10 protein-coding genes and 8 pseudogenes are annotated in these 15,646 nt (G+C 60.5%); 16 read left to right on the forward strand and 2 right to left on the reverse strand.

Features of this window, described 5'->3' with window-relative positions; genetic code table 11:
• Positions 1–277 precede the first annotated feature (277 nt).
• Entirely contained in the window at positions 278–532 is a 255-nt protein-coding gene (locus IVA80_RS14560) for an IS110 family transposase (protein WP_247430917.1), read from the forward strand.
• A gap of 271 nt (positions 533–803) precedes the next feature.
• Positions 804–1,414, forward strand: a pseudogene (locus tag IVA80_RS14565) (hypothetical protein).
• Positions 1,415–1,442: 28 nt separating this feature from the next.
• Here IVA80_RS14565 and IVA80_RS14570 read toward each other — a convergent pair.
• A protein-coding gene (locus tag IVA80_RS14570) for an IS630 family transposase (RefSeq protein ID WP_247430895.1) occupies positions 1,443–2,382 on the reverse strand; the annotation gives its coding sequence in 2 pieces (ribosomal slippage) (positions 1,443–2,045 and positions 2,047–2,382; 939 coding nt in all).
• A gap of 530 nt (positions 2,383–2,912) precedes the next feature.
• Here IVA80_RS14570 and IVA80_RS14575 point away from each other — a divergent pair.
• The 14 genes and pseudogenes from IVA80_RS14575 (at position 2,913) to IVA80_RS14635 (ending at position 13,420) form a co-directional block, all read left to right on the forward strand.
• A complete protein-coding gene (locus IVA80_RS14575) occupies positions 2,913–3,335 on the forward strand; it encodes a transposase (protein ID WP_247430898.1) in 423 nt (140 codons plus the stop codon).
• Positions 3,332–3,679 (forward strand): annotated as a pseudogene (gene tnpB, locus IVA80_RS14580) (IS66 family insertion sequence element accessory protein TnpB). The gene IVA80_RS14575 and the pseudogene tnpB overlap by 4 nt, the downstream one beginning before the upstream one ends.
• Before the next feature lie 69 nt (positions 3,680–3,748).
• A pseudogene (locus tag IVA80_RS14585) lies at positions 3,749–4,538 on the forward strand (transposase); the annotation flags it as partial.
• A 207-nt stretch (positions 4,539–4,745) separates the two neighbouring features.
• On the forward strand, positions 4,746–4,880 hold the full coding sequence (locus tag IVA80_RS38340) for a hypothetical protein (protein WP_256436599.1): 135 nt from the start codon (positions 4,746–4,748) through the stop codon (positions 4,878–4,880).
• 214 nt (positions 4,881–5,094) lie between these two features.
• Positions 5,095–6,348 (forward strand): annotated as a pseudogene (gene ltrA, locus IVA80_RS14590) (group II intron reverse transcriptase/maturase).
• A 79-nt stretch (positions 6,349–6,427) separates the two neighbouring features.
• Positions 6,428–7,098 (forward strand): annotated as a pseudogene (locus IVA80_RS14595) (IS66 family transposase); the annotation flags it as partial.
• A 221-nt stretch (positions 7,099–7,319) separates the two neighbouring features.
• A pseudogene (locus tag IVA80_RS14600) lies at positions 7,320–8,202 on the forward strand (site-specific integrase).
• Positions 8,203–8,212: 10 nt separating this feature from the next.
• Positions 8,213–9,418: an IS91 family transposase gene (locus IVA80_RS14605; protein WP_247430901.1), complete on the forward strand. Its 1,206-nt coding sequence runs from the start codon at positions 8,213–8,215 to the stop codon at positions 9,416–9,418.
• Positions 9,419–10,297: 879 nt separating this feature from the next.
• Positions 10,298–10,447: pseudogene (locus tag IVA80_RS14610) on the forward strand (hypothetical protein); the annotation flags it as partial.
• 91 nt (positions 10,448–10,538) lie between these two features.
• Complete coding sequence (locus tag IVA80_RS14615; RefSeq protein ID WP_256467395.1) at positions 10,539–10,997, forward strand: tyrosine-type recombinase/integrase; 459 nt, start codon at positions 10,539–10,541, stop codon at positions 10,995–10,997.
• Entirely contained in the window at positions 10,994–11,920 is a 927-nt protein-coding gene (locus IVA80_RS14620; protein ID WP_247430906.1) for a tyrosine-type recombinase/integrase, read from the forward strand. The genes IVA80_RS14615 and IVA80_RS14620 overlap by 4 nt, the downstream gene beginning before the upstream one ends.
• On the forward strand, positions 11,917–12,918 hold the full coding sequence (locus IVA80_RS14625; protein ID WP_247430909.1) for a tyrosine-type recombinase/integrase: 1,002 nt from the start codon (positions 11,917–11,919) through the stop codon (positions 12,916–12,918). Before IVA80_RS14620 ends, IVA80_RS14625 begins: the two co-directional genes overlap by 4 nt.
• Before the next feature lie 113 nt (positions 12,919–13,031).
• Positions 13,032–13,175: pseudogene (locus IVA80_RS14630) on the forward strand (transposase domain-containing protein); the annotation flags it as partial.
• The gene (locus IVA80_RS14635; protein ID WP_247430920.1) at positions 13,172–13,420 is read left to right on the forward strand and encodes a hypothetical protein; all 249 of its coding nucleotides are present in this window, start codon (positions 13,172–13,174) and stop codon (positions 13,418–13,420) included. The pseudogene IVA80_RS14630 and the gene IVA80_RS14635, both read left to right, overlap by 4 nt.
• Before the next feature lie 116 nt (positions 13,421–13,536).
• Here IVA80_RS14635 and IVA80_RS14640 read toward each other — a convergent pair whose 3' ends face one another.
• The gene (locus tag IVA80_RS14640) at positions 13,537–14,973 is read right to left on the reverse strand and encodes an MATE family efflux transporter (protein WP_247430913.1); all 1,437 of its coding nucleotides are present in this window, start codon (positions 14,971–14,973) and stop codon (positions 13,537–13,539) included.
• Between the last annotated feature and the right edge of the window lie 673 nt (positions 14,974–15,646).

The following is a 15,646-nucleotide window of genomic DNA, read 5'->3' on the forward strand; positions in this document are numbered from 1 at the left end:
TCGCGCGCCGGGCCTGTCTGGTTCGTTGGCAGATGCGGCCCTATCTGAGCCCACTGCTTGTCGTTCAGCCAGAACAGTCCTTTGCGCATCGAAGTCCCCCGGGCCCGAATCAACTCGGCGCCATGGAATCAGAGATCGCTAATTAGGTACAGACCCTAGTGTTCCGTCCGAACGTTGTAGCGATAAGGGTGCAATATGCATTATCTGCCGGCAGCAAGGCTAGTTCGACGTTGAAGTCCGTCAATTGGCGAGGTCAGATGAGATGGCACGCCGCCTGATGACGGTTGTTCTTGGCATCGGCGTGGCGACGGCGTTAACGTTCCGATATAGGAACCCCGACTTGTCGTGCTTCCGATCGGCATCGACTGTGGGTGCCTATCTTGGCCTAACACCTCCGCGCAACAAATCTGGCGAAAACGGACATCAGTGGCAAGATATCACGCTGGGGCGACAGGCTCCTCCGTACATACCTGTTCGAGGCGGCGATTATCCTGCTTTATCGAACGAAGAAATGGTCCTCCTCAAGGCCTAAGGCGGACTGGGGGTAGGTTGAATCGATTTGGGATTGAACGAAGCCGCTGGCGCGGCATTGAATTTGTTGCTGGAGTCGGTGTGCCAACAACCTTGCCCTCGGCAGGTGGCGCTTCGGCGAGGCAGCGGCTCGTTCAATCCGGCTTCTATGAGGTCGCACGCTACGACAGAGCCCGCGGCTAAGCCTGCCCCCGCGACCTCACAGAACCCTCAAGATTCCCGATCGGTGTATTTCTGACTTACCATGCTGGCTGGATTGGAGGCCAGCATGGATGGGTAAGCCTTATTCTCTGCATCTTCGCAAGCGTGTCGTTGCGATCGAGCGCGGATGTCCCCCAAACAGGCAGCCAAGCAGGGTTTGGAGGCGCGATCAGCGCACCAATCGGTTGGATGCAGGGAGTCGAGCAGACCGGCAGCGTGGCCCCGGGCCAGATGGGCGGTCATAAGCCGAAGGCGGTTTCGGGAGATAAAAAAGCGTGGCGGCTGGCGAACGCGATCGACTCGTGGTCGCGCGGCGGCGAGCCCGTTGGACAAAACATCAACGTCAGGTCGAAGCTGAGCGGCTGGTTTTCGTCGACCGAGACCTGGACCAGGACCGATATGGCGCCCTTGCGGCGGTGGGCGCCGCGCGGGCGCAGACTTCACGCCAGGGTCCCCACGGCCGCTGGAAGACCATGACCTTCCTGTCGTCGCCAAACTGTTCTTCCAGCCAAAATACTCGACTGACCTGAACCCGACCGAACAGGTCTTTGCCAAGCTCAAGCATCTGCTCAAGCTGCCGCGCGAACCGTCGATCTTCTGCGCCGCAATAGGTCACGCACTCGATGCCTTCACCCTCGACGAATGCGCCAATTATCTTAAAAATTCAGTATATCGAACTTAATGCCTTCACCCTTTAGAGCGAGTTGCGATCAAAGCGGATTATACCCGCAATGACGGATGTAGTTGGCGCATTCTTCGGGGGTAAAGAGGCTGAGAGTGCGGCCGATGAGGTCCCAGAGGGCATCGACGGTTCTAGCTTGGGCTTGTCGCAACAGCTCCTTGAGTTTGGCGAAGGCCATCTCGATCGGATTGAGATCGGGGCTGTAGGGCGGCAGGAACAGGAGCCGCGCACCGGCACCGGCGATGAGACGCGCGGCCGCTTCATTCTTATGGCTCGACAAATTGTCGAGGATCACCGTGTCGCCTTCGCGCAGCGCGGGGACGAGGATTTGCTCGACATAGGCGAAGAAGCACTCGGCGTTGATCGGCCCGTCGAGCACAAACGGCGCTATCAGCCCCTCGCAGGTCAGGACGGCAAGGAACGTCGTCGTCTTCCAATGTCCATGCGGCGCATGGCCCAAGGCGCGTGTGCCGACATTGGCCCAGGCGTAACGACGCGTCATCGCCGTCGTCGTCCAGGTCTCGTCGAGGAAGATCAGCCGACCGCCAAGGCTGGTTTGCGCGCATCGCCACGCTTGTCGGCGCTCAACGACGTCGGGGCGATCCTGTTCGCTGGCGTGCACGGTTTTTTTTGAAGCTGATGCCCTCACCGGCAAAGAAGCGCGACAGCATCGACTTGTCAGCGTCGACGCCATGCCTGCGAAGCAGTCGCTCGGCGATCGCATCGAGCGTCAGATCGTTCTCCTTGCGCCGAAGTTCCAGCAGCCACTCCCGATGCGGCTTCAGCACAGAGCGCCGGTCTCCGCCGGTCGGCAAAGCCGCCGTGCGCTGGGTTTCCTCGAACGCCTTCACCCAGCGGATCGCGCTTGCGATCCCGACCCGGAATATCCGGGCCGCCTCGTTCCGCGAAAGGCCATCCTCAACGACGGCCTTGATCACCCGAATGCGAAGAGCCTCTCCGTGCGCCATCCCTGCCGGCCTCCTCCCGGCCTCAAGGATGAATCACGGTTCGCTCCCTTTGGGAATCCCTGCGATTCAATTCGCCCCCAAAATGCTCTAGGGAATGAAGCTCGCCCAAGCGGATTGGCGTGAGGAAGGCAAAGGTCGCCATCGCGGGCAAGACCGCCGTTGCACTGCATCTGGGTCGACGCTACATCGTTTGACTGCGGCCAGCCGAACGACCCGTGATCCTTTTTGAAAGTTTGTGGCTCGGGTCTCGACCGGCCGGCGATGTCCAGCTGGAATGGTGTTCTAGTGACGTTGGTCATTCGGCTATGGGCGGCTCGTCCGCGCTAAGCTGCATACGTTGAGGCCGCCCGACCCGGACCTCATTAAGAGGCGCTACGTGACTTCTAAAAAAAATGGCCCGGCTGAGAAATCAGACCCGTGCTCTACCGTTAACAACGCCGATCTTAGCAAGGCCCTGTTGGTCATCCTCCTCGTATCGCTCCGGTGAGGACCGCCTTGTGCGGTTTGATGGAGGATGAAGACATAGGCGTATGACTGACCATATGCCTATGCCGAAGGTTTCCCGACTTGAAGTCGTCTCGACGGGCGCTCGACGCCGTTGGACACTGGAAGAAAAGCAGCGGATCGTCACCGAGAGCTATGACGGGCCACGTCTGGTGTCGGTGACGGCACGACGTAACGGGCTGTCGACAAGCCAATTGTTCACGTGGCGCCGGTTGGCGCGAAGGCAAGTTAGGCGGGATGCCGCGCCGGTGCTTGTTCCGGTTGAGATCACGCCTGCGGCGGCTCCGATCTCGGGTGGCGCGCCACAATCGGTGTCTTCACCGACTGCACAACGTGCGAGGGCCGGCATTATCGAGATCGAGCTTGGCGGCGGCTGCCGCGTGCGTGTTGACCGAGACGTGGACACGGAGGCGCTGCAGCGGGTTCTTGAGCTTCTGAGACGGCGATGATCCCGATTCCGAGCGGCGTCAGGGTCTGGATCGCGACCGGCCACACTGACATGCGCCGCGGGATGCAAAGCTTGGCGCTTGCGGTCCAGGAGAGCCTGAAGCGCGATCCCCATGCTGGCGATCTCTACATCTTCCGGGGGCGCCGCGGCGATCTGGTCAAGATCCTCTGGCATGACGGGCTGGGCATGTCGCTCTAGGCCAAGCGCCTGGATCGCGGCAAGTTCATATGGCCTTCGGCGTCGGACGGCGCGGTATCGATCTCGGCGGCGCAGATGGCCTACATGCTGGAAGGGATTGACTGGCGGAATCCGCAACTGAGCTGGCGGCCGCTAAGCGCGGGCTGAGCGCAGAATCCGCAGCTTTTTGCATTTTGGGGAGTCCCATCGCGTCCATTCTGTGATTCACTGCGTCGCATGGATGCCGACCGCGACGCTGTTCCGGATGACATTGCCGCCCTGAAGAAGGCGCTGGCGGTCGAGCGCGCGAAGGGTTTGGAGATCGCCGCTGAACTTGCGGTCGCCCGCGCGAAAGCGTCGGAAGATGAAGCGCTGATCGCGCAGCAGAAGCTGCAGATCGCCAAGCTAAGGTATCAGATCTACGGCCAGCGGTCGGAGCGCTCGTCGCGCCTGATCGAGCAGTTGGCGCTGACGTTCGAGGAGCTGGAAGTCGACGCCACCGAGGACGAGCTTGCGGCGGAACGGGCCGTGGCCAAAACGATGACGGTGCGCGGATTTACCCGCAAGCGTGCCGAGCGCCAGACCTTCCCCGAGCACCTTCCCCGGGAACGGGTGGTAATCGATGGACCTGGGGCTTGTGAATGCTGCGGCAGCAATCGCCTGCGCAAGCTTGGCGAGGACGTGACGCTGACGCTGGAAGTGGTGCCGCGCCAGTGGAAGGTGATCGAGACGGTCCGGGAGAAGTTCTCCTGTCGCGACTGCGAAGATCAGCCAGGCGCCGGCGCCGTTCCATGCCGTGCCCCGGGGATGGGCTGGCCCGAGCCTGTTGGCCATGATCATGTTCGAGAAGTTCGGTCAGCATCAGCCCTTGAACCGCCAGGCCGAGCGCTACGCACTGGAAGGCGTGCCGATCGCACTGTCGACCATGGCGGATGCCGTCGGGGCGGTCTGTGCCTCGCTGGATCCCCTGCTGCGCCTGCTGGAAGCCCATGTCATGCGGGCCGAGCGCCTTCATGCCGATGATAGTGTGCTGCAGAAGCACACGGAAAGGATGATCGAGATGATCTGAAACTCTGTGTGCACAAGCTGTGGCAGCGATGAGGGTAGGCCCCTCGGGATCGACTTTCAGGAGTGGGTCCCAAATCACTTCAAGCGGCTTCGCTTAAGAGGCGCGGTCGTGAGCGTTGAAGCCAACGGTCGGGAATACCCGAACGGATAGGCGTCCGAGAGACGAATGAAAATGAACCCGCCGATGAACCGTCGTAACGTGGAAATCGTCGTCAAAACCAGAGGTGTGTCGTCCCTCTGGGATGAGCCCGCCGGAAGCCTGATGACCGGGCGGGCGGCGACCGGCGTTGAGGGGGCGTGAATCGGATGCAGGCGCAGCCGCGGAACTGCAGGAACCAGTGGCTCCGATGGAAAGGGAGAAGCACAAGCGGAGAAGACCGCGAGGCGAGAATACCGACGCGGAGCACTGGGACGGACCGATCCGTATTAGCGACGAAGGCTCGTAATGGGGCCGGAGCAAAGGGATCGGATCAGGAGGGCTGGCCACCGTCGCAACTGACAACAGGAGGACGACGGTGAACCAGCCGAGCAAACCGTTCAACATCGACAAGAGAGAGGTGTACGAAGCATATCTGCAGGAACGATCCAATGGTGGCGCAGCCGGTGTCGACGGAGTGACAATTGAGCAGTTCGAGTCCGACTTGAAGAGCAATCTCTACAAGATTTGGAATCGAATGAGCTCAGGCGCTTACTTCCCGCCGCCTGTTCGCGCCGTCTCCATTCCAAAGAAGAGTGGAGGCCAAAGGATCCTCGGGGTGCCCACTGTGGCAGACCGCGTGGCACAGACGGTTGTCAAACAACTAATTGAGCCGGCTCTCGACGCAATCTTTCTGGCGGATTCCTACGGCTACAGACCCGGTAAATCGGCTCTCGATGCCGTAGGCGTAACGCGACAGCGGTGCTGGAAGTACGATTGGGTTCTGGAGTTCGACATCAAGGGACTGTTCGATAATATCGACCACGAGCGTCTGCGCGGGCCGTCCGGAAACATGTGACGTGCGCATGGGCGCTGCTCTACATTGAAAGATGGCTGACAGCGCCGATGGTGCAAGAGGATGGAACGATAATCGAGCGAAGCCGCGGTACCCCACAAGGGGGCGTGGTGAGCCCGATCCTCGCCAACCTCTTCATGCACTATGCATTTGATCTCTGGATGGCACGGATGTTCCCCGATCTCAGGTGGTGTCGGTATGCAGATGACGGGTTGGTACATTGTCGGAATGAGATGGAGGCGCAAAGCGTTCGCGAAGCGCTCCAGGCTCGGCTGGCGGAGTGCTGCTTGGAAATGCATCCTACGAAGACGAGGATCGTCTACTGCAAGGACGACCGACGCCGGGGCAAGACTGAGACGGTGATGTTTGACTTTCTCGGTTATTGCTTCCGGCCGCGATCGGTCCTGGGGCCGCGTTCGCAGAAGATGTTCTGCGGGTTCACTCCGGCGGTCAGCAAACCAGCGCTGAATGCCATGCGAGCGACGATCCCGAGGCTTGAAACTTCGCAAGCGAACCGAGGTGACTTTGGACGATATTGCCCGCGAGCTAAACCCGATGGTTAGGGGGTGGATCGCTTATTATGGGCAATATACGCATTCAGCGCTCTATCCTTTGGCGCGCTACATCAACCAGACGTTGGCTATCTGGTTGAAGCGAAAGTACAAGCGCTTCCATCACCGTTTGGGACGCGCGCGTCTCTTCCTGGAGAAGATCGCGCGTGAGAACCGCAGGCTCTTTGTGCATTGGCAACTCGGCGATGGCGGCAAGCTTGCCTGATGGGAGCCGGGTGAGGCGAGAGTCTCACGCCCGGTTCTGCGAGAGGCTGGAGGTGAAATCCCTCTGGCCTACTCACCCGACCGTGCCGGTGCTGGCCAAGGGCAAAACCGATACGGGGCGATGCTGGATCTACATCCGGGACGACCGGCCGTTCGGCGGCACGGACCCGCCGGCGGCGATGTTCTATTACTCACGCGACCGCAAGGGCGAGCATTCCCCAGGCGCATCTGGCGGGGTATGCCGGCATCCTGCAGGCCGACGCCTACGATGGGTACAACCAGCTCTATCTGGCGGGACGCCAGCCCGGCCCGATCCGGGAGGCTGCCTGCTGGTCGCACGGACGGCGTCCGTTCTTTGCCATGGCCGACATCGCAGAGAATGCCCGGCGCAAGGCCGCTGGCAAGAAGGAGATCCCGCTCTCGCCGATCGCAATCGAGGTCGTGAGGCGGATCGATGCGCTGTTCGAGATCGAACGCTCCATCAATGGCGGGAGCCCCGACGAGCGTCTATATGCAGGAGCAGCTCGCCAAGCTCTCCCGTGGGCACGACCTGGCCAAGGCGTTCAACTATATCCTGAAGCGATGGGCGAGCTTTACGCTGTTCCTCCAGGATGGCCGCGTGTGCCTCTCCAACAATGCCGCCGAAAGGGGCTTGCGAGGCGTCGCGCTTGGACGGAAGTCCTGGCTGTTCTGCGGCTCTGATCGCGGAGGGCGGCGCGCCGCAGCCATGTACAGCCTCATCGTCACGGCACTATGCCGAGTGCGGCATAGTGCCGTTTGGACGAAGCCGCTCCGCGGCAGAACACTCGGCAAGAGTGGCCCATCGTCAGATGGAGGAATGCGGCTGAAGCAACTGTAACGGCTTTGGCGTGCCACGGTGAGACGTAATTTGCAGCGTTCATAGGCTTGGCTTCGAGCAAAATGACGTTGCTGCCCTCGGGCAGTTTTCGTTGTTTTGCCAAGGAGCCTTCAATGACCCCGCTTCGGTTACGCATGATAAACGACATGCAGATCCGCAATTTGTCACCGCATACGCAGGATTGCTATCTGCTGCAGATTTCGCAGTTTGCCCGTCATTTTGCCAAATCGCCGGCTTTGCTTGGGCCGGAGGATGTCCGCACCTACCAAGTCTATCTAGCGAACGAGAAGAAGCTGGCGCCGAAGTCGATCCACGTGACCGTCTCAGCGCTCCGCTTCTTTTACCGTGTTACGCTCGGCTTCGAATGGGATTTCGACCTCATCATTCCGTGTCCAAAGGTGCCCAAGACGCTCGCCGTCATCCTCAGTCCCGAAGAGGTGCTGCACTTCCTCGGCTGCGTGGAGAGCCTCAAGCATCAAGTGATCCTGACGACATGCTACGCCGCCGGTCTGCGCATTTCCGAAGCGGTACGCCTGAAGCCGGAAGTCATCGACCGACAGCGGATGGTGCTGCGCGTCGATCAAGGCAAGGGGAAGAAGGACCGTTACGTCATGCTCCTCGGCACGGTTGCTGGAGACACTGACCGACTATTGGCGCGCCGTCCGGCCGAAGACGTGGATGTTTCCCGGCGGTATCCCCAACGAGCCGATATCGACCAACGCGGTGCAGGACGCCTGCAGCAAGGCGCATCGGCTATCGGGCCTTGCCAAGCCCGTGACGCCGCATTCGCTACGGCATGCCTTCGCCGTCCATCTACTCGAGGCCGGCACCGATCTTCGCACCATCCAGCTCTTGCTTGGCCATCGCAGCCTGTCCACAACCGCGCAATATCTCCGGATAGCCACGAACAAAGTCTGTGCGGCGACCAGCCCACTGGAGCTGCTGCCGCGCCCAATCCCTAAGGCACCACCATCGCCGCCGCCTGAACATTTCTGACGGCGGCCCCATGGGACGCTCAGGTCCGGAAGTGGCGGATATCTTCCGCCGCTATGGTGCTGCCTGGCGCGAGCAGCACTGGAGGTCTCTATCGACCGAACGACGTGCAGCAATGACGGCGATCGAGCGCTGCCGAACGGCTGCGCTCGGTGGCCATGTCGAGCAGTGCGATCACTGCGGAGAGCGGCGGATCTCCTACAATAGCTGCCGCTCGCGCAACTGCCCCAAGTGCCAATCGCTCGCGCGGGCAGAATGGATCGAAGCCCGACAAGCGGAGCTTCTCGATACGCAGTATTTTCACGTTGTTTTCACCATACCCGACCAAATCGCAGCGATCGCATTCCAGAATGCTGGCACCGTGTACGACATTCTCTTCCGCACAGCTGCGGAGACTTTGCGGACTATCGCTGCCGACCCCAAGCACCTCGGTGCCGAGATCGGATTCTTTTCCGTCCTTCACACTTGGGGTCAGAACCTCCTTCACCATCCCCACCTCCATTGCGTCGTTCCCGGAGGAGGACTATCTCCGGATGGCAGCCGCTGGATCGCGTGCCGGCCCGGCTTCTTTCTTCCCGTGGCCGTGCTTTCCCGCCTGTTCCGACGGCTATTTCTCAGCGCCTTGCAAAAGTCGTTCGATACCGGCGAGCTACAATTCTTCTCGTCGCTGGAACCGTTGCGTGATCCGGCTGCGTTTCAGCGCTATCTGAACGATGTCCGCAGAATCAATTGGATTATCTACGCCAAGCCGCCATTTGGCAGCGCCGAACAGGTTGTGCACTATGTCGGCCGCTATACGCATCGGGTAGCGATCAGCAACAGCCGTGTCATCGATATCGAAGACAGCAAAGTACGCTTTCGATGGAAGGATTACCGCCACGGAAGCCAGCAGAGAGTAATGACGCTGGACGCCGGGGAGTTCATTCGGCGTTTCCTCATCCATGTCCTGCCCGAAGGCTTCAAACGTATTCGCTACTATGGTTTTCTGGGTAACCGCTACCGCAAGCAAAAGCTCGCTCGCTGCCGTGAACTGCTCGGAATGATATCCGCCGATACACGTTCGGAGCCGGAAGAGCCATCCGATTGCCCCGAGAAGGCTGAGCACTGCAATGCCGCTTCCTTGCGTCAATGTCCATCCTGTCATCAAGGGCACATGGTGTGCGTCGAGGTCTTGCAGCCAGGTTCGTTCAGTGCCGCTCGTTCACCGGACACTTCTTGATGCGAGACCTCGATCAACCAAGAACCGCCACCTTCCATTTCGCAATTCTTCCGGCCGCCGTGGCAGCCGATAGATGCCCTGTTGTCGTTCTTCCGACGTCAAACCTCCGGCGCTTCGCATTTTTCGGCTACTTCGCTTCCCAGATGTCGCTTCCACCCAGTACTTTCATGATAATGTCCGCTTTGGACTTGTCTCCAGTCCAGATCACGACGTCCACAAATAACGGCGCAGTGATTCAACACCCATAGCTGCAGCGGCGTGCCCGCGGCTTCGTCCAACACGTTTTTAGATTACCGGCGCCCCTCGCGAGTGCTCGTGTTGGGTACCGAACCACGCGCCGCCAATCTAAAAACGCTCTCTATTATGCCGCCCGCCGAACTATGCCGAGTCGGCTCGTTTTCCCCAGATTTCTGGCTGACCGGCGTTTGGTCGGTTCGGCATAGTTCGTTCTGTGCCTCCGCTTTCAACAGCGGAGAACAGAAAGATGGAAGTTGAAGAGTACTTGGGCAGAAGCCGGCTGTGCCGGCGTCTCAGAAGGGGGCCGCACGGACAGTTCGTCGAGCGTTACGCCGCTCGTCTCGTCGAAGAAAGGCTCATTCGGCACGGCACGTGGCGTTGCCTCAACGTGGTTGGCGGGCTCCTGAGCTGGATTACGAGCCGTCGCTACAAGCTAGTCGATCTCGATGAGCAGGTCGTTGAGCGGTACCTCCGATATCGAGGCAGGAGGCAGTCTATCCAACCCGGTGACCGAGCTGCGCTCAAGCGATAGCTGTCGGTGCGGCGCGAGGCAGGCGCGATCACGCCGTTGGTGCTCAGCCTCTCACCCCGCACGAACGGATCTTCAAGGAGTTCGATGCCTACCTGCGATTAGAGCGCGGCTTGGCCCCGAGGTCGATCGTCCGCCATCTCCCAGTCATCCGCAGGTTCCTGCACGAAATGTGCTCCGGCGGCGCCGGCGCCCTGGGCAAGATCAGCCAAGAGGACATGATCCGCTACATTGAGCGCCACGCCCAGGATTGGAGTCCGGGAACAGGCAAGGCGATGTGTTGGTCGTTGCGTGCCTTTCTCCGTTACCTCCACCATCGGGGGCTGAACTCGCATGGCGGATTGCGTTCCATCGATGCGCCGATGGAAGCTCGCAACTCTACCGACCTTTCTGCCTGCCGCTCAGGTGCGGAAGGCTCTCGACAGTTGCGACCGAGAGACAGTGATGGGACGGCGCGACTACGCCATTCTGTTGTTGCTGGCCAAGCTCGGCCTGCGGGCCGACGAGGTTGCGACGCTCACCCTCGACGATATCGACTGGCGCGCCAGCGAGATACTCGTTCGCGCCAAGGGCCGACAGCGTGCACGAATGCCGACCGCTCTCGATCGCGTTGGAATCGAAGGTTGTGCCCACCGCGGCGCCCATATCTTCCGACACGGTCTCGCTACCGAGCTTCTCCGATCTGGCGCGACCTTGTCGGAGATCGGACAGCTGCTGCGGCACGAGAACCACGACACCACCCGGATTTACGCGAAGGTCGACATTGATGCGCTGAGAACATTGAGCCTGCCCTGGCCGGGAGGCGTGCAATGACCGATCTGCGCTCCGCACTCGATAAGTACCTGAGCATGCGCAAGGGGTTTGGATACAAGTACGAGCACCAGACCCGTCGGCTCGCCGACTTCGTTGCCTTCATGGAGAAGCGCAAAGCCAGGATCATCACGACGAAGCTGGCAATGGAATGGGCAACGCTGCCGCCCGATCGTCATGCATCCTGGGCGCTGCGATTGAGCGACCTGCGCGGGTTCGCGCGCCATGTCGCCAACTTCGATCCGGGAACGGAAGTACCGGCCCTCGGCATGCTGCCCGGATGGAAGCGCGCCAAGCCCTATATCTACAGCGACGCGGAGATCGATGCGTTGCTGAAGGCAGCGCTGGCTCTGCCACCAGCGGGCGGGCTGCGCCGATGGACCTACCATACCCTGTTCGGGCTGATCGCGGTGACGGGCATGCGTATATCCGAGGCGATGGGCCTGGAGCGTGACGACGTCGACCTCGACGCCGGCGTGCTGACGGTCCGGCTAACCAAGTTCGGCAAGTCGCGGCTCGTGCCATTGCATCCGACGACAAGAACCGCGTTGCGCGACTACGCCCACCGGCGCGACGCGATGCTCGGATCACGCTGCTGCTCGACCTTCTTCGTTGCCGAACAAGGAGGCCGCTTGCTGCACCAGTACGTTCATCGCGTCTTCTGGCGATTGTCCCGAGAGATCGGGCTGCGGCGCCCAGGTGATCGTACCGGGCCACGCGTGCACGACTTCCGTCATCGCTTCGCCATCCGGACGCTGCTCGACTGGTATCGCGAAGGCAAGGACGTCGAGCAACTACTCCCAGTGCTCTCCACTTACCTCGGCCACGCCTGCGTGCGCGATACCTACTGGTATCTCTCGGCCTGCCCCGAGTTGATGGAAGAAGCGGCGCGGCGTCTCGATCGGCGATGGGAGGTGACGCCATGAAGCCCGCCTGCAACGTCGCCACGTTGATCGAGCGCTTCTTCACCGAGCGCCTCATGCGCCAGCGCAATGTTAGCGGCAACACGATCGCCTCCTACAGAGACGCGTTCCGGCTGCTGTTCATGTTCACACAGGTGCGGCTGCGGAAGTCCCCATCGGCCCTGACGCTCGCCGATCTGGATGCAACGTTCATCGGCGCGTTCCTCACCGATCTCGAGGTAACGCGCGGCGCCAGTGCGAAGACGCGTAACCTGCGTCTGACGGCCATCCGATCCTTCTTCAGGTTCGTGTCCTTCGAGGAACCGACACACAGTGCGCTGATCCAGCGCGTGCTCGCCATACCGAGCAAGCGTCACGACAAGCGACAGGTGCACTTCCTGACGCGCCCCGAGATCGAGGCGGTTCTCGCCGCGCCCGATCGAACGACGTGGCTTGGTCGCCGCGATCATACCTTGCTGCTGGTCGCGGCCCAGACGGGCTTGCGCCTCTCAGAGCTGACTGGCCTTGACCGGGATGCCGTCCACCTCGGGTCTGGTGCACACGTACGATGCGTCGGCAAAGGGCGGAAGGAGCGGACCACTCCGCTGACCACACTCGCTCGGTGTGCGCTCCAGGCGTGGCTCAAGGAACCGTTGCGGAAAGGAGCAACAGCGTTGTTCCCGAACGTGCACGGGGGCCGGCTCAGTGCTGATAGCGTCCAGTCCCTGCTAGGAAAGCATGTTCGTGTCGCTCACAAGATTTGTCCGTCTTTGAAGGCCAAGAGCGTGTCGCCGCACGTGCTAAGGCACAGCGCTGCGATGGAACTGCTGCAAGCCGGCGTCGACTGTTCCGTGATCGCGCTGTGGCTCGGTCATGAATCGGTCGAGACGACGCAGGCGTACCTGCACGCCCACCTCGCCCTCAAGGAAGCTGCCCTGGCGAAGCTCAAGCCGTATGAGCGCGGCAAGCGAACCCGCTTCCAGCCGAACGACCGCCTACTCGCCTTCCTCGAGACGCTCTGAATGACCAGACTATGCCGAATGGAATGGGGCTGCCCTGCACGCGATCGACGGTGCCAGCGTGACAACGGCGTTCCATACCAAATCCGTTCGGCATAGTTCGGCGGGCGGCATAAACGGCAAAGATGAACGGCATCGACCCGCAGGCGTGGCTTACGGATATCCTAGCCCGGATCGCCGCCCATCCGGTTCATCGGCTGGACGAACTTCTGCCCTGGAATTGGACGCCAGCGGCAGCGATCTCCGCTCGCGCGGCATGACCACCCACGTCAACAAAATCCATCACGTCACCACCATCCCCAAGGTCGCGAGGGACCTCGGCGAAGACGAAGATTGGCTGCGAGTTGCAAACGAAATGGAGATCGAGGACGGAGCCATCTGGGTCTTTGGCGTTGGCGAAGACGGCGTCCAGGCGTTCACCGACTTCGGCATCGAACGTCTCATCGAGCTCATCCAAGTCTATAAAGACAATCCCGAGTTGCTCAAACGCTGGTCGACCACATAATCCGCTCAAGCTCGCGGCCTACGCCGGATGCTTACTCCTCCTCCCCCGCGATCACTCTATATCCGCAATCCCGACCAGCTCCGACGGAGTGATCGCTACGGTACAACCTCGCGTGTTTACGCGGCTAAATATCGATTCTGAAGATTAAGCCTTCTCGCGAGCAACTGGAAACGCAGGGCGAGGAGGCCCGCGTAGACGGTCATTCCGATTGACAAGCCAATCCAAATCCCTATGGCGCCAAGGCCTACCCTCAGACCAAGCAAGTAGCTAAGTGAGCCGCCGATCAGCCAATAAGCGATACCAGCAAACAGAAGCGGCATCCGCGTGTCCTTCAGTCCGCGCAAGCCGCCCGCCGCAGTGCTCTGCGCGGCATTAGCGACAAAATAGCTCGCGCTGCCCAAAAGGAGATTTGCAGCAAGTCCGATCGTCGCATCGGGATCGCGGGCCGATTCGCCCAAAAACAACTCGGCGATCTGAAAACGCGCGGCGATCACCGCAAGCGTCAGCATTGCCGCGACCGCACTGCCGAGCAGCATCGCGATCAGACCTGCCCGCTTGATGCCGGCACTGTCATTGCGGCCGACTGCGCTGCCAACGCGCACGGCCCCCGCCATGCTAATGCCCAAAGCGATCATGCCCATAATCGTGGCGACCTGAACCGCGATCTGATGAGCTGCGAGTGTGCCGGCGCCAATTAGGCCTATCAGGAGCGCCGCGACCGAGAATAGTCCGGACTCCAACAAGGAGGCAATTGAGATCGGCATCCCGATCGCGATCAGCTGCCGCATTAACGGCCAATCGAAGCGCCAGAAGTGTGCAAGTATGTAGTAGTCACGGAAAGGACGGCGCGTTGTGGCGAACCACAAGCCGGCAAGAAACGTCGCACAGTTCACCAGGGTAGTCGCAAGACCCGCCCCAAATAGCTCGAGCCGCGGCAGGCCGAACTGCCCGTAGATCAACAGATAGTCCAGCAGGGCATTGACGGGGACGGCGGAGAGCGTGATCCACAAGATCGGGGCCGGTCGGTTGACCGCGCTCATGAAACTACGGATGCCGAGAAAACCTAACGCCGGCGCCACGCCCCAGGCCAGTCCGAACAAATACTGCTCGGCAAGCCGTGCCGCGGCCGGCGCCTGACCAAGAACGAGCAGAACTCGTTCTCCGCACTGCGAAAACGCCATGACTGGGAGCGATAGCAGCAGTGCCGCCCACAGCCCCATGCGCAGCGAGCGCCGTACCACGGCTAGATTGTTTGCCCCAAATGCCTCCGCCGCCAACGGTACGATCGCCGCGAGCAGGCCCACGCCGAAGGTGATGCTAGTCAGATAGACCCTGCCGGCCAGCGCTACTGCGGCGACCGCCTCAGCGCCGATCCGCCCTATGAAGGCGAGATCGGTCGTCATCATCGCGATCTGCCCAAGCTGCGTCAGCACCATCGGCCATGCAAGCTTCGCAGTTTCGCCGAGCTCGACAGCGACGTGATGGCCAACCGACCGTCTCGTTAGTTCGTCCCGCGAAGCCGATACGGACTTTGATTCGACTTTCTCGTCCATCGAAAGCATCCCTGCCAGCTTTACCTCGGTGGAAAAACGCCCCTTGTCTCACCGATATGGTTCTTTTGTTGCCGAGCGGCAGATCAACCACACAGCGTTTTCCTGCGACATCACCGTTCGATGTTGTTCTTTTCGAAATAGATCAAATCCGCTGATCTCGGATGGTCCCACAAGAACCAATCACTCGCTTCACGAGCATGGTCATGCTGATTCATGCTGCGACGCTTCCTGCCATTGCTGACGAATGATGCAATCGCAACCGACGCCCAGAAACTCACCGGTGGTAATTAAGCAATCCAACAACGCGGCTACTGCCCAGTCAAACCATCAACTCTGATAGTTGACGTCGTTGATGAGCGACCCAAGTGCGTTTCATGGTGAAAACCACCAAGTGGTCGAGGTGTTCTATGCGGTACCACGGAGCTTGATAGGCAGCGAGCGCAGGTGCTCGACTACGACCCGTCGTCGGCACGAGCCACTGCGAGACACGCCGAAGCTGAGCTTTATGTGGCTCCCCAGGCGAGGCGTCCGTTCAAAGTTAGTTAATCAGCAGCATCTCTATCCATCCGAGCTAAGAGGCTGACCGGAAATTAAAGTTGGGTGATTTCAGCAGGTTGTGATTCTTCGAGGTGTTCGAAGCCATCGGAGAAGCAGATGACCTGGACCGAAATCA

This window comes from Bradyrhizobium sp. 139, assembly GCF_023074175.1.
In the GTDB taxonomy this organism is placed as follows: domain Bacteria; phylum Pseudomonadota; class Alphaproteobacteria; order Rhizobiales; family Xanthobacteraceae; genus Bradyrhizobium.

What these genes read in the sequence shown, in the direction of transcription:
- IVA80_RS14640 (WP_247430913.1), bottom strand. Translation starts at nt 14,973, where the DNA reads ATGGACGAGAAAGTCGAATCAAAGTCCGTATCGGCTTCGCGGGACGAA.
- IVA80_RS14575 (WP_247430898.1), top strand. Translation starts at nt 2,913, where the DNA reads ATGACTGACCATATGCCTATGCCGAAGGTTTCCCGACTTGAAGTCGTC.
- IVA80_RS14635 (WP_247430920.1), top strand. Translation starts at nt 13,172, where the DNA reads ATGACCACCCACGTCAACAAAATCCATCACGTCACCACCATCCCCAAG.
- IVA80_RS14615 (WP_256467395.1), top strand. Translation starts at nt 10,539, where the DNA reads ATGCGCCGATGGAAGCTCGCAACTCTACCGACCTTTCTGCCTGCCGCT.
- IVA80_RS14605 (WP_247430901.1), top strand. Translation starts at nt 8,213, where the DNA reads ATGGGACGCTCAGGTCCGGAAGTGGCGGATATCTTCCGCCGCTATGGT.
- IVA80_RS14560 (WP_247430917.1), top strand. Translation starts at nt 278, where the DNA reads ATGACGGTTGTTCTTGGCATCGGCGTGGCGACGGCGTTAACGTTCCGA.
- IVA80_RS38340 (WP_256436599.1), top strand. Translation starts at nt 4,746, where the DNA reads ATGAAAATGAACCCGCCGATGAACCGTCGTAACGTGGAAATCGTCGTC.
- IVA80_RS14625 (WP_247430909.1), top strand. Translation starts at nt 11,917, where the DNA reads ATGAAGCCCGCCTGCAACGTCGCCACGTTGATCGAGCGCTTCTTCACC.
- IVA80_RS14620 (WP_247430906.1), top strand. Translation starts at nt 10,994, where the DNA reads ATGACCGATCTGCGCTCCGCACTCGATAAGTACCTGAGCATGCGCAAG.